Origin of the sequence: Streptomyces sp. NPDC102490 (genome assembly GCF_044765285.1) — a bacterium.
Taxonomy (GTDB): domain Bacteria; phylum Actinomycetota; class Actinomycetes; order Streptomycetales; family Streptomycetaceae; genus Streptomyces.
The window spans coordinates 445,787-457,754 of record NZ_JBIWJU010000003.1; the positions used below are offsets into that span (position 1 = coordinate 445,787).

General features: G+C 74.1%; 10 protein-coding genes. 3 read left to right on the plus strand and 7 right to left on the minus strand.

The features are described from left to right. Positions 1-76: 76 nt before the first annotated feature. The gene (locus ACIRGB_RS08605; RefSeq protein ID WP_403860259.1) at positions 77-1,141 is read left to right on the plus strand and encodes a DUF2637 domain-containing protein; all 1,065 of its coding nucleotides are present in this window, start codon (positions 77-79) and stop codon (positions 1,139-1,141) included. Positions 1,142-1,191: 50 nt separating this feature from the next. Here the strand turns inward: ACIRGB_RS08605 and ACIRGB_RS08610 are convergent, their stop codons facing one another. From ACIRGB_RS08610 to ACIRGB_RS08620, 3 genes are all read right to left on the minus strand, one after another. Then, positions 1,192-1,593 carry an ATP-binding protein gene (locus ACIRGB_RS08610; protein ID WP_403860262.1) on the minus strand — a complete coding sequence of 134 codons (402 nt, stop codon included), beginning with the start codon at positions 1,591-1,593 and terminating at the stop codon, positions 1,192-1,194. 140 nt (positions 1,594-1,733) lie between these two features. Continuing rightward, positions 1,734-3,476 (minus strand): pyruvate dehydrogenase, encoded by a 1,743-nt coding sequence (locus ACIRGB_RS08615; RefSeq protein WP_403860264.1) that lies wholly within the window; start codon positions 3,474-3,476, stop codon positions 1,734-1,736. Positions 3,477-3,504: 28 nt separating this feature from the next. Beyond that, positions 3,505-5,427 carry a protein phosphatase 2C domain-containing protein gene (locus ACIRGB_RS08620; protein WP_403860267.1) on the minus strand — a complete coding sequence of 641 codons (1,923 nt, stop codon included), beginning with the start codon at positions 5,425-5,427 and terminating at the stop codon, positions 3,505-3,507. Positions 5,428-5,716: 289 nt separating this feature from the next. Here ACIRGB_RS08620 and ACIRGB_RS08625 point away from each other — a divergent pair, with 289 nt between their 5' ends. Further along, on the plus strand, positions 5,717-6,700 hold the full coding sequence (locus ACIRGB_RS08625) for a helix-turn-helix domain-containing protein (RefSeq protein ID WP_403860270.1): 984 nt from the start codon (positions 5,717-5,719) through the stop codon (positions 6,698-6,700). 54 nt (positions 6,701-6,754) lie between these two features. After that, positions 6,755-7,237: a DUF456 domain-containing protein gene (locus ACIRGB_RS08630; protein ID WP_403860273.1), complete on the plus strand. Its 483-nt coding sequence runs from the start codon at positions 6,755-6,757 to the stop codon at positions 7,235-7,237. Here ACIRGB_RS08630 and ACIRGB_RS08635 read toward each other — a convergent pair. The 4 genes from ACIRGB_RS08635 to ACIRGB_RS08650 all read right to left on the minus strand — a co-directional run bounded on the left by ACIRGB_RS08635 (position 7,200) and on the right by ACIRGB_RS08650 (position 11,904). Then, entirely contained in the window at positions 7,200-7,724 is a 525-nt protein-coding gene (locus ACIRGB_RS08635) for a methylated-DNA--[protein]-cysteine S-methyltransferase (RefSeq protein ID WP_403860276.1), read from the minus strand. The two genes, ACIRGB_RS08630 and ACIRGB_RS08635, sit on opposite strands and share 38 nt — an antisense overlap. Further along, positions 7,721-9,220: a DNA-3-methyladenine glycosylase 2 family protein gene (locus tag ACIRGB_RS08640; protein ID WP_403860278.1), complete on the minus strand. Its 1,500-nt coding sequence runs from the start codon at positions 9,218-9,220 to the stop codon at positions 7,721-7,723. The genes ACIRGB_RS08635 and ACIRGB_RS08640 overlap by 4 nt, the downstream gene beginning before the upstream one ends. A gap of 19 nt (positions 9,221-9,239) precedes the next feature. Next, a complete protein-coding gene (gene rsgA, locus ACIRGB_RS08645) occupies positions 9,240-10,340 on the minus strand; it encodes a ribosome small subunit-dependent GTPase A (protein ID WP_403860281.1) in 1,101 nt (366 codons plus the stop codon). A 244-nt stretch (positions 10,341-10,584) separates the two neighbouring features. Continuing rightward, positions 10,585-11,904 carry a radical SAM protein gene (locus ACIRGB_RS08650; protein ID WP_403860284.1) on the minus strand — a complete coding sequence of 440 codons (1,320 nt, stop codon included), beginning with the start codon at positions 11,902-11,904 and terminating at the stop codon, positions 10,585-10,587. Between the last annotated feature and the right edge of the window lie 64 nt (positions 11,905-11,968).

The following is an 11,968-nucleotide window of genomic DNA, read 5'->3' on the forward strand; positions in this document are numbered from 1 at the left end:
CGAAACCCCCTGAGGGCCGCTGGGTTTGGGCCACCATGGCGGGCGTTACGCCCTATCCCACTGCAAGGGACCCCTGATGAGATTGACCGACATATCGCTGAACTGGCTGCTTCCGGGCGCCGTGCTGCTCCTGGGCATGCTGGCGGCGGTGGCGGTGCTCGCGCGCGGCAAGCGTTCCCCGGGGAAGGACGCGGGCGCGGACGACTCGTGGGAGCGCATGGAGGAGCGGCGCCGGCGCAAGGAGGCCCTCTACGGCACCTTCTCCTACGTCCTGCTCTTCTGCTGCGCGGCGGTCGCCGCGGCGCTCTCCTTCCACGGGCTGGTCGGCTTCGGCGAGCAGAACCTCGGCCTGAGCGGCGGCTGGCAGTACCTGGTCCCGTTCGGCCTCGACGGCGCGGCGATGTTCTGCTCCGTCCTCGCGGTGCGCGAGGCCAGCCACGGCGACGCGGCGCTCGGCTCGCGGATACTGGTGTGGGCCTTCGCGTTCGCCGCGGCCTGGTTCAACTGGGTGCACGCGCCCCGCGGCCTGGGTCACGCCGGTGCCCCGCACTTCTTCGCGGGCATGTCGCTGTCGGCGGCGGTGCTGTTCGACCGGGCGCTGAAGCAGACCCGCCGGGCCGCGCTGCGCGAGCAGGGCCTGGTGCCGCGTCCGCTGCCGCAGATCCGCATGGTCCGCTGGCTGCGCGCGCCCCGGGAGACGTACCGCGCCTGGTCGCTGATGCTCCTGGAGGGCGTGCGCAGCCTGGACGAGGCGGTCGAGGAGGTGCGCGACGACCGGCGCCAGAAGGAGGAGAAGAAGCTGCGCCGGCGCGAGCAGGAGCGGCTGGAGCGGGCGCAGCTCAAGGCGATCAGCCGGGGCCACGGCCACCGCGGCTTCCCGGGGCGCGGCGGCCGTCAGGTCGACGTCGAGGTGCAGCAGGTCGAGCGGGGCTCGGAACGCGCCACCGCGGAGCCTGCCATATCGGCCCCGGAGCAGCTGCCCGCGGCAAGCCTGCGGCCCTCCCTGCAACCCGTGCGGAGCGGGTCTGACCACAGGGGCGTGGAGACCGTCGACCTCACCGCGGAGGACGACACCCAGGCCCTGCCCCGCCTGGACTCCCTGGAGCGCAAGCTCAAGGACCTGGAGCAGCAGTTCGGCTAGGACCGCGCACCGTCCCGCAGGCGGCCTGAGGAGCCGGGTTCACCGGCGCCTCAGGCCGCTTCCGCGCCCAGTTCGAACCAGACCGACTTGCCCACCTCGCAGGGCCGCACGCCCCAGTCGTCGGCGAGCGACTCGACCAGGACCAGCCCTCTGCCGTTGGTGCTCTCCTCCCGTGGCGCGCGCGGCCGGGGCGGTCGGCCGTGGTCCACGAAGTCCCGCACCTCCACCCGCAGGGCGTTCGGCCCGACCGTCGCGGTCAGGACGGCGCCCTCCTCGGTGTGCACGAGCGCGTTGGTGACCAGCTCGCTGGTGAGCAGCTCCGCGACCTCCGACTGTCCGGGCCCGCCCCAGTGCCTCAGCAGCTCACGCAGCGCCCGCCGGGCCTCGGGCACCGCCCGCAGGTCCGCCCGGCCGAGCCGCCGCCTGAGCTGTGGCAGCCTCTGCTTCCTCATGTCCCCCGTCGGCGCGCTGATGTCGTCTCCCCCTGTCTGTCCCGCGGTCTGTCCCGTTCCGGTCGAACATCCTCACGGGGGAAGCCTTGCCCGTTCGGGCCCTCGCCAGTCATCCGGTTTCGAACCGGTTGTCCGTACGGTCACGGCCGGGGGACGTTGCGCAGGTTCGAACGGGCCATCTGGACCATGCGTCCGACGCCGCCGTCCAGCACGATCTTCGAGGCGGAGAGGGCGAAGCCGGTGACCATGTCGGCGCTGATCTTGGGCGGGATGGACAGGGCGTTGGGGTCGGTGACGACGTCGACGAGGGCGGGCCCCTTGTGCTTGAACGCCGCCTTCAGTGCCCCCGCCAGGTCCTTGGGCTTCTCCACCCGTACGCCGAAGGCGCCGCAGGCCTCGGCGACGGCGGCGAAGTCGGGGTTCTTGTTGGCGACCCCGTGCGAGGGCAGGCCCGCGACGAGCATCTCCAGCTCCACCATGCCGAGCGAGGAGTTGTTGAAGAGCACCACCTTCACCGGCAGGTCGTGCTGGACGAGGGTGAGGAAGTCGCCCATCAGCATGGTGAACCCGCCGTCGCCGGACATCGACACGACCTGCCGGCGCCGGTCGGTGAACTGGGCGCCGATCGCCATCGGCAGGGCGTTCGCCATCGAGCCGTGCGAGAAGGAACCGATGATGCGGCGGCGGCCGTTGGGCGAGATGTAGCGGGCGGCCCAGACGTTGCACATGCCGGTGTCGACGGTGAACACCGCGTCGTCGTCGGCCATCTCGTCGAGCAGGGCGGCCACGTACTCGGGGTGGATCGGGACGTGCTTGTCGACCTTGCGGGTGTACGCCTTGACCACGCCCTCCAGGGCGTCCGCGTGCTTCTTCAGCATCCGGTCGAGGAAGCGGCGGCTCTTCTTCTCCTTGATCCGGGGGATCAGGCAGCGCAGCGTCTCCCGCGCGTCGCCCCACACCGCGAGGTCCAGCTTGGAGCGCCGTCCCAGGTGCTCGGGCCGGACGTCGATCTGGGCGATCTTCACGTCGTTCGGCAGGAAGGCGTTGTACGGGAAGTCGGTGCCGATCAGGAGCAGCAGGTCGCACTCGTGGGTGGCCTCGTAGGCGGCGCCGTAGCCGAGCAGCCCGCTCATGCCGACGTCGTACGGGTTGTCGTACTGGATGAACTCCTTGCCCCGCAGGGCGTGTCCGACCGGTGCCTTGAGCTTCCCGGCGAACTCCATGACCTCGGCGTGCGCGCCCGCGGTGCCGCTGCCGCAGAACAGGGTGACCTTGTCGGCGTCGTCGATCATCCGCACCAGCCGGTCGATCTCCTCGTCGCCGGGCCGGACGGTGGGCCGGGAGGTGACGAGGGCCGTCTCGGCGGCCTTCTCCGGGGCGGGCTCGTCCGCGATGTCGCCGGGCAGCGAGACGACGCTGACGCCGCCCTGGCCGACGGCGTGCTGGATGGCGGTCTGGAGCAGCCTCGGCATCTGCTTCGGGCTGGAGATCAGCTCGCTGTAGTGGCTGCACTCGCGGAACAGCTGGTCGGGGTGGGTCTCCTGGAAGAAGCCGAGGCCGATCTCGCTGGACGGGATCTGGGAGGCGAGGGCGAGGACGGGGGCCATGGAGCGGTGGGCGTCGTAGAGCCCGTTGATGAGGTGGAGGTTGCCGGGGCCGCAGGAGCCGGCGCACGCCGTCAGCTTCCCGGTGATCTGCGCCTCCGCCCCGGCGGCGAAGGCGGCGGTCTCCTCGTGCCGGACGTGCACCCATTCGATGCCGGAGTGGCGGCGCACGGCGTCCACGACCGGGTTGAGGCTGTCCCCGACGACTCCGTAGAGGCGCTCGACCCCGGCACGGGTGAGGATGTCGACGAACTGTTCCGCGACGTTCTGTTTGGCCATGGGTCCAGCTATGCCACAGCGAGCGGTCTCACGCCTCCCAAACGGCGGCGGCCGTACGGTCGTCCGCGTACCCCTTGACCCGCACGCCGCTGTCGGCGAAGAACTCCCCCAGGCCGGGCGCGGGGCGGCCCGCCCATCGGCGGGCGAGGAGTTCGCCCAGCCGGGGCTCGTTCAGCAGCGGCTCGGCGAGGCCCGTGGTGCACATCAGGAGCACATCACCCGGGCGGGCTACGGAGGCCCGGAAGCGGAAGGGTTCGCGGGGCGGCTCGGCGGGCGGGCCGTCGTACGGGCCGGGGGGCGTGGTGATGCCGAGGTCCATGGTGAGCCGGTCGCCCTCGGGCGTCTCGCTCGGCGCGTCGGCGGGGGTGCCGCCGGGCGCGCCCCCGGGCGCGCTCCCGGACGTGTTCCTGGGTGCGGAGCCGAAGCCGAGGACGGGCGCACCGGTGACCTCACCGGCGTCCGGCTCCATGTCCTGCCAGGCGCCGTCGCGCAGCCGGAACAGTCCGCCCGCGCCGACGCCGAAGAAGACCCGGGTGCGGCAGTCGGGGTCGGCGGGCAGCAGCAGGCAGCGCAGGGTGGCCGCGTACTCGTCCGGGGCGAGGCCCTGTTCGGCGGCGCCGGCCCGGAGCCGGCCGAGGCTGCGGTCGGTGAGGCGGTGCAGGCCGGACTTGAGGTCGCCGCGCCGGGCGGCCCGCAGGTCCTCGGCGAGCCGGGCGTGGCTGCGGCCCACGGCCCGTCCGATCCACCGGCACACCTCGGCCGCCGCCCGGTGCGCGCCGGCGGTGGCGCGGGCGCCGGTCGCCATGGCCACCAGGACCAGCGCCTGCTCACCGGTGCCGAACCGGGCGACCAGCAGCGCGTCGCGCCGTGGCTCGCCCCGGTACCGCGCGGAGTCCCCGCGCACCGAGCCGGCCCGCAGCGTGCACGTCCCGTACCGGGCGCCCTCCAGCACGGTGTCCGGGACCAGCCCGTCGAGCCCGTCGGGGTCGGCGGGCGGCAGGGCGGTGGGCTCGGCGTCGTAGGTGGGCGGCCCGGTGCCGACGTAGGCGTCACGGTCCGGCGAGGGGAGGAACGGCGGCGGGAGCGGGGGCAGGTCGGTCACGGCCCGGGGCGGCGGGCCCGCCTCGGGCGGCTCGCTGAGGTCGGCGGCACCGCTCCCCGAGGTGGTCAGCCCACGCGGCCCCCCACCCCGACGGCGCCCACCGGACCCCGGAGCCGACGCGGACCCACCCTCACCGGCCCGCTCCTCCCCCGGCCTCCCCTGCGGAAAGCTCACCGGCCCGGTCGGCACCGCGGGCGGCGGCTCCCACGGAACCCCGGGCCGGGGCGGGGCGTCGTCCCGACGTCCACCCGACTGCGGGGGCGAGGCGGGCCCCTCCGCACCGGAGGACTGTCCAGCCGCCACGACACCGGGCTGCTCGCCCCCCGGCCGCCCCTCGGGGAAAGTCACCGGCCCGGCCGGTGCCGCCGACGGCGGCTCCCACGGAGCCCCGGGCCGGGACGGGGCGGGCTCCTGCACACCGGAGGTCTGCCCGTCCGCCACGGCACCGGCCCGCTCCTCCCCCGGCCTCCCCTGCGGAAAGCTCACCGGCCCGGTCGGCACCGCGGGCGGCGGCTCCCACGGAGCCCCGGGCCGGGGCGGGGCGCTGGCGTGTGGGGCGTCGGCGTCGGGTTCCGCGGTGCGGGGGCCGGGGACGGTGGGCTGCGGCCGGGACCACCACGGCTGCCCGGGTGCGGGCGGGGCCGGGTCCGGCAGGGGCGGGGGCGTCGTATCGCCGGTGCCGGGGTCCGGTCCGCGGGCCACCGTGTCCGACGCCGAGGCGAAGCGGTCGTCCAGGGAATCGGGTGCGGCCGTGGGGCCGGTGTCGTCGGTGGAGTCGTCGTACAGCTGCCCCCACCAGTCGTCCTCGGGATCAGTGGGACCGGTGGGCCTTCCCCCCTGCTGACTCATGCTCCTGATTGTCCACCGACTCAGCCGGATGAAAACGGGGCATCGGGAAATTCGGGCGGACCGGCGTGCGCCGGGCGGCGTGTCGGGGGACGCGTCGAACAGTCCTGTGAGGTGGGTGGCCGGGCGGCCCCACCCCCCACGGGAGGACCGCCCGGCGACGCCACCTTGGCAGAGTGCCCGGCACTACGGCGATGATGTCCGCAGGCGGGTTTGCGCCGTGGCCGTTTTCCGCCACAGAGGCTCCCCGCGGCTGGTGCTGATCATGGTTCTCGGGGAGGGGAGACGCCCGATGCTGGGAGTGCTGGGGCTGGAGGACACGCACGAGGCGGCGTACCGGGCGCTGGTGTCGGTGGGCGCTGCCGACGTGCCCGATCTGGCGCGGCGGCTGGCGCTCGGCGAGCAGGACACCGAGCGCGCGCTGCGCCGCCTGGAGCAGAACGGGCTGGCCGCCCAGTCCTCGGCCCGCCCGGGACGCTGGGTCGCGGCCCCGCCCGGCGTCGCGCTGGGCGCCCTGCTCACCCAGCAGCGGCACGAGCTGGAGCGGGCGGAACTGGCGGCGGCGCTGCTGGCGGAGGAGTACCGGGCGGCGGCGGCCGAGCCCGCGGTGCACGACCTGGTGGAGGTGGTGACCGGCGCCGCGGCCGTCGCCCAGCGCTTCCTCCAGCTCCAGCTCGGCGCGAGCGAGGAGGTGTGCGCGCTGGTCACCGACAAGCCGGTGGCCGTCACCGGCATGGAGAACGACGCGGAGGAGCAGGCCACCGGGCGCGGGGTCCGCTACCGGGTGGTGGTCGAGCGGTCGGTCCTCGACCTGCCGTCGGGCGTCACCGAGCTGACCGCCGCGCTGGGCCGCGACGAGCAGGTAAGGGTCGTGGACCGGGTGCCGACCAAGCTGGTCGTCGCGGACCGCTCGCTCGCCCTGGTGCCGCTCACCGCGCACTCCTCGGAGCCCGCCGCGCTGGTCGTGCACGCCAGCGGCCTGCTCGAACTGCTCTCGGGGCTGTTCGAGGCGGTGTGGCGGGACGCCCTGCCGCTGCGCCTGGGCGGTTCCGGTGTGAGCGAGCACGGCCCGGACGCCCCCGACGGCACCGACCTGGAAATCCTGTCCCTGCTGCTCGCCGGACTGACCGACGCGAGCGTCGCCAAGCAGCTCGATCTGGGCCTGCGGACCGTGCAGCGGCGGGTGAAGCGCCTGATGGAGCTGACCGGGGTCACCACCCGCCTCCAACTGGGCTGGCATGCCTATGAAAGGGAGTGGGTGGCCAGAAAGCACTGAGGAGCCCCGGGCCGGACTTCTGCGGACCGTGCCGCCGTCCTGCACCCTGGACAGATGGGAGCGGGAGACCTCCTGCTGGCCGGCCTGGTCATCGTGCTCGGGCTGTGCGGCGTCCTGCTGCCCGGCATGCCCGGGTCGTGGCTGGTGTGGGCCGGGGTCCTGTGGTGGGCGCTGAAGGACCCGCGGCCGCTCGCGTGGGCGGTCCTGGTCGGCGCCACCGTCGTGCTGCTGCTGTCGCGGGCGGTGCGCTGGGCGCTGCCGACCCGCAGGAGACGCCGGGACCAGGCCATGCGCCGGCTGACGGCCTACGCGGGCGCGGGCGCCGTCCTCGGCTTCGTCCTGGTCCCCGTGCTCGGCGCGATCCCGGGCTTCATGGGCGGCATCTACCTCGCCGAGCGGCTGCGGCTCGGGCGGCACGGCGAGGCGATGGCGTCGCTGCGGACGGCGATGCGCCAGGGCGGCGCCGACCTGCTGGCCGAGCTGTTCGCGTGCCTGCTGATCACCGGGGCGTGGCTGGGAGCGGTACTGGCCGGCTGAGCCGGGCGCCCTCCAGCGACAGCAGCCGCGTCTTGCGTTCCAGGCCGCCCGCGTACCCGGTCAGCGAGCCGTCGGCGCCGATCACCCGGTGGCACGGGCGCAGGATCAGCAGCGGGTTGGCGCCGATCGCACCGCCGACCGCGCGCACCGCCGGGCGCGAGGCCCCGACGCGGGCGGCGATCTCGCCGTAGGTGGTGGTCACCCCGTAGGGCACCTCGTCCAGGGCGGCCCACACCCGCTCCCGGAAGGCGGTGCCCTCGGCGCGCAGCGGCAGCCGGAACCCGGTCAGCTCCCCGGCGAAGTAGGCGCCGAGCTGCTCCTCGGCCGCCCGGAAGGGACCGGCGTCGTGCCGCCAGCCGTCCTGGACGCTCCGGCCGCCCTTCTGCCCGGGCACGGAGAGGGAGGTGAGCGCACCGTCGGGGGCGGCGGTGAGGAGCAGCCGCCCGACGGGGCTGTCCAGCTCGTACCAGTAGGTCGGGATCGTCATCGGTCGTTCTCCCACTCTCCTGCTGCGCGCAGGTGGTTCAGTGCGTACGAGCGCCAGGGGCGCCAGGTGTCGGGGACGGCGGGGCCGGGCGGCGCGACGTCCGGGTCGCCGAGGGCGCGGGTGCGCACGACGGCGACGGTACGGGCGTCCAGTCCGGGCACGGCGAGCAGGGCGCGCTCGGCGTCGTCCCGGTCGGCGCCCGGGTCCAGGCGTACGGCGCCGTCGGCGAGGGCGGCGGCCAGCGCGCCCGGGGTGCCGTGCGGCGCGGCCTCGGCGAGGACGGCCGGTTCGGGGAAGAGGTGGGTGAGGGTGCCGCAGGGCGCGTCGAGCACCTTGCCGTACCGCTGGACGAGCCGCTCGGCCTCCGCGCGCCCCACCAGGGCCCGCACCGCCAGTTCGTCGGGGTCGGCGGTGCCCGGTGAGCGCAGTCCCGGGCGGGCGGCGACCAGCGGGGCGAGCCGGGGGTCGGCGCCGAGCCGCTCATCGACGGCGTACGGATCGGCGTCGAGGTCGAACAGCCGCCGCAGCCGCTGTACGGAGGTGGTCAGGTCGCGCAGGTCGGTGAGGTGCAGGCGGGCCTCCAGCCAGCCGCCGCTGCCGGTGCCGGCGTTGGTGCCGGTGCCGGGCGGTCCCGGCCGTTCCTGGACGGCGACGATCCCGGTGCCGTACGGCAGGCGCAGGGTGCGCCGGTAGACGCGGTGGCCGGTCTCGCCGCTGACCTCCTCGACGCCGGCGACGGCCTCCCGCTGGAGCAGGTCGAAGACGGGGCCGGGCTGGTAGGGGCCCCGGTGGGCGAGGCGCAGCGGGACACCGGCGGTCGGGGTGGCGGCGCGCCGGGCGGCCCGGTCGCGGGCCGGGGCGGCGGCGCGCAGCTCGCTCGGGGTGGCGGCGTACACGGCCCGGATCGTGTCGTTGAACTGCCGCACGCTGGCGAACCCGGACGCGAAGGCGATCTCGGTGACCGGCAGGCCGGTGGTCTGGAGCAGGACGCGGGCGGTGTGGGCCCGCTGGGCGCGGGCGAGGGCCACGGGTCCGGCGCCCACCTCGGCGGTGAGCTGCCGCTGCACCTGGCGGGCGCTGTAGCCGAGCCGGCCGGCGAGTCCGGCGACGCCCTCGCGGTCGACGACGCCGTCGCCGATCAGCCGCATGGCCCGGCCGACGACGTCGGCGCGGACGTTCCAGTCCGCGGAGCCCGGCACGGCGTCGGGGCGGCACCGCCGGCAGGCCCGGAAGCCCGAGCCCTGCGCGGCGGCGGCCGTCGCGAAGAACCGCACGTTGCGCCGCTTCGGGGTGACCGCGGGGCAGCTGGGCCGGCAGTAGATGCCGGTCGTCTCGACGGCGAAGAAGAACGCGCCGTCGAACCGGGCGTCCCGGCTGCGCACGGCCTCGTACCGGACGTCCTCGTGCGTCTTCTCGTGCTCCGCTGTCCGCGCTGTCTGTGTCACGCTGTCCAGTCTCCGCCAGACCGGAGGACCGGGCTGGCGGAAATCGGACATCGCGTTGGGGGCCGGTGGGCTACCGCAGGCCGCCCCTCTTGGCCTCCATCGCCGCCTTGCCGAGGGCGCCCCGGCGCTTCCACTCCTTGCGGATCTCGGCCCGCACCCGGGCGTCGGTCTTGGCGACGATGCGCTGGTTCTCCCGCATCAGCTTGCGGTAGCTCTCCAGCCGCCGCTCGGGCAGTTCGCCGCTGTCGATGGCGGCGAGGACGGCGCAGCCCGGCTCGCTCTCGTGGGCGCAGTCGTGGAACCGGCACTGCTCGGCCAGCTCCGCGATCTCGGCGAACACCTGGTCCACCCCGCTGCCCGCGTCGAAGAGCCCGACGCCCCGCAGCCCGGGGGTGTCGATCAGCACGCCGCCACCGGGCAGGGCGAGGAGGTTGCGGGTGGTGGTGGTGTGCCGGCCCTTGCCGTCGACGTCCCGGATGGCCTGGATGTCCATGACGTCCTCGCCGAGCAGCGCGTTGGCGAGGGTGGACTTGCCGGCGCCGGACTGCCCGAGCAGCACGGCGGTGCCGCCGGAGACGACGGCGGCGAGCACGTCGAGCCCCTCGCCCTGCTCGGCGCTGACGGCCAGCACCGGCACGCCGGGCGCGGCGGTCTCCACGTCCTGGACGAGGTACGCCAGGGTCACCGGGTCGGGCACGAGGTCGGCCTTGGTGAGGACGACCAGGGGCTGGGCCCCCGATTCCCAGGCGAGGGCGAGGAACCGTTCGATCCGGGCGAGGTCCAGCTCGACCGCGAGCGACACGGCGACGATCGCGTGGTCGACGTTGGCCGCGAGGATCTGCCCCTCGGACCGCTTGGACGAGGTGGAGCGGACGAAGGCGGTACGGCGCGGCAGATACGCGCGTACGTAGCGCGGGTTGCCGTCCGGTTCGACGGCGACCCAGTCGCCGGTGCAGACGACGCGCAGCGGGTCGTGCGGGGTGACGAACGCGGTGTCGGCGCGCAGCACGCCGTCCGCGGTGACGACGTCGCACTGCCCGCGGTCGACCCGGACGACGCGGCCGGGCAGCAGCCCTTGGGCGACGTACGGCGCGAACGCGTCGGCCCAGTCGTCGTCCCAGCCGTAGGTGGACAGGGCGGAGCGGTCGGAGGTGGAGGACGCGGAAGACAAGGGGGTGACCCTTCGGGGTGCGGCCCCGACGCGGGATCTCAGGGAGCGGCTGAGATCAGCCGGCGGCCAAGGAGGTGGACTCGATGGGCTCCTGGATGCGGGCAGCGCCCGTCACAGTGACAGCCATGGTCGACACCTCCTCGAAAGAACCCCTGTGGGCGGCCGTCGCGGCCGCCGCTCGAACATCCGTCACCTTAGTGGCGCGCTCGGGGAGCGCGCCACCGAATAACCGCGGACCCTCCGCTCACACCTCCACGGGCGCGTCCGCCGGCAGGCTGTCCATGAAGGAGCTGACCGAGAAGACCGCGTTGCCGGCGCCGGGCGGGCCGTAGCCGGGGGGCGAGGAGAGGCCGAAGTCCTCCATGGTCTGGCGGTACGCCTGGAGCAGGCGGATGTGGTACTCCAGCGGGGCGCCGTCGGGGTTGGTCTTGCCGAGCGGGGTGGTGGGCTCGGGGCACCAGGTGGTGAACCGGGGCGTGATGCCGTGCGACATGAAGAAGCGCAGGCCCTCGGTGGTGGAGGCGATGGCCTCGTCGACGGTCTTGAAGCCGAAGGGCTCGGCCATCTCCACGCCCGCGACGAAGTTGGGGATGACGTTGCGCGCGCCGAAGACCTCGGTGGAGTCCAGGATGCGCCGGTGCCATTCGTCGCGGCCGACGTAGCGCTCCTTGCCGGGGCAGTACATCTTGAACAGGTACTCGTCCCACACCTCGAAGTTGGGGTGGTAGATCTGCACGCCGTAGTCCTTGAAGCGCTGGACGTCCGGCTTGGGCAGGGCCTGGGCGACGACCTTGCCGATCCAGCGGCCGGGGAAGTGCTCCTCGATGGCCTTGGCGTACCGCCCGTAGAAGTCGGCCTCGTCCAGCCCTTGGACCTTCGAGGTGATCGCGCCGCCGGTGAGGGTGTACGCGGTGGAGATCTTCGCGGTGTCGTACTTGTCGATGATCTCCAGCGCCTCCAGGACCTCGTCGACGTCCTTGACGCCCGTGTAGGGCCGTCCGGCCGCCTTGTGCTGGCGCCAGTTGTGGTTGATGTCGCAGTACTGGCACTCCTCCTTGGCGCCGAAGTACTGGCAGACGCGGAACGCGGTCAGGTAGATCAGGTAGCCCCACTGGATGGTCGGGGCCACCTCCATGACCGACTTCCCGTTGGAGAGCTTGTGCCGGTAGTACTCGGGCATGGGCGGCACGCCGACGTCGGCGATCCGCCTGCCGTCGAGGTAGAGGCCGAGGACACCGTCGTCGTCCGCGGCGACCCGGTAGGGCGAGGCCGGGTTCACCCGGACCGAGACGACGGTGCGGCGCAGGTCGTAGGGGCCGCCGGTGAGGATGATCTCCTCGGGCGGGCGGCGCAGCGCGGCCTCGCCCAGCTCGGGCAGGGTGCCGTGGTCGAAGGAGAAGATGAAGTACGACTTCGGCTTGACCTCGCCGGACTCGTTGTCGCTGAGCGCCGAGGGGTCGAAGGCGACGCCGCCGCGCAGCAGGTCCTCCTTGAAGACGGCCTCGCGCGGTACGTGCGGGAACCGCTCCATCAGATCCTCGACCAGCGCGGTACGGCTGTCCATCCCGTGTCTCCTCCCGGGTCCGGCGTTCGACTTCTCACGGTATGCCCCCGCGGGAGCGGCTTCC

What these genes read in the sequence shown, in the direction of transcription:
- ACIRGB_RS08605 (WP_403860259.1), top strand. Translation starts at nt 77, where the DNA reads ATGAGATTGACCGACATATCGCTGAACTGGCTGCTTCCGGGCGCCGTG.
- ACIRGB_RS08610 (WP_403860262.1), bottom strand. Translation starts at nt 1,593, where the DNA reads ATGAGGAAGCAGAGGCTGCCACAGCTCAGGCGGCGGCTCGGCCGGGCG.
- ACIRGB_RS08615 (WP_403860264.1), bottom strand. Translation starts at nt 3,476, where the DNA reads ATGGCCAAACAGAACGTCGCGGAACAGTTCGTCGACATCCTCACCCGT.
- ACIRGB_RS08620 (WP_403860267.1), bottom strand. Translation starts at nt 5,427, where the DNA reads ATGAGTCAGCAGGGGGGAAGGCCCACCGGTCCCACTGATCCCGAGGAC.
- ACIRGB_RS08625 (WP_403860270.1), top strand. Translation starts at nt 5,717, where the DNA reads ATGCTGGGAGTGCTGGGGCTGGAGGACACGCACGAGGCGGCGTACCGG.
- ACIRGB_RS08630 (WP_403860273.1), top strand. Translation starts at nt 6,755, where the DNA reads ATGGGAGCGGGAGACCTCCTGCTGGCCGGCCTGGTCATCGTGCTCGGG.
- ACIRGB_RS08635 (WP_403860276.1), bottom strand. Translation starts at nt 7,724, where the DNA reads ATGACGATCCCGACCTACTGGTACGAGCTGGACAGCCCCGTCGGGCGG.
- ACIRGB_RS08640 (WP_403860278.1), bottom strand. Translation starts at nt 9,220, where the DNA reads ATGTCCGATTTCCGCCAGCCCGGTCCTCCGGTCTGGCGGAGACTGGAC.
- ACIRGB_RS08650 (WP_403860284.1), bottom strand. Translation starts at nt 11,904, where the DNA reads ATGGACAGCCGTACCGCGCTGGTCGAGGATCTGATGGAGCGGTTCCCG.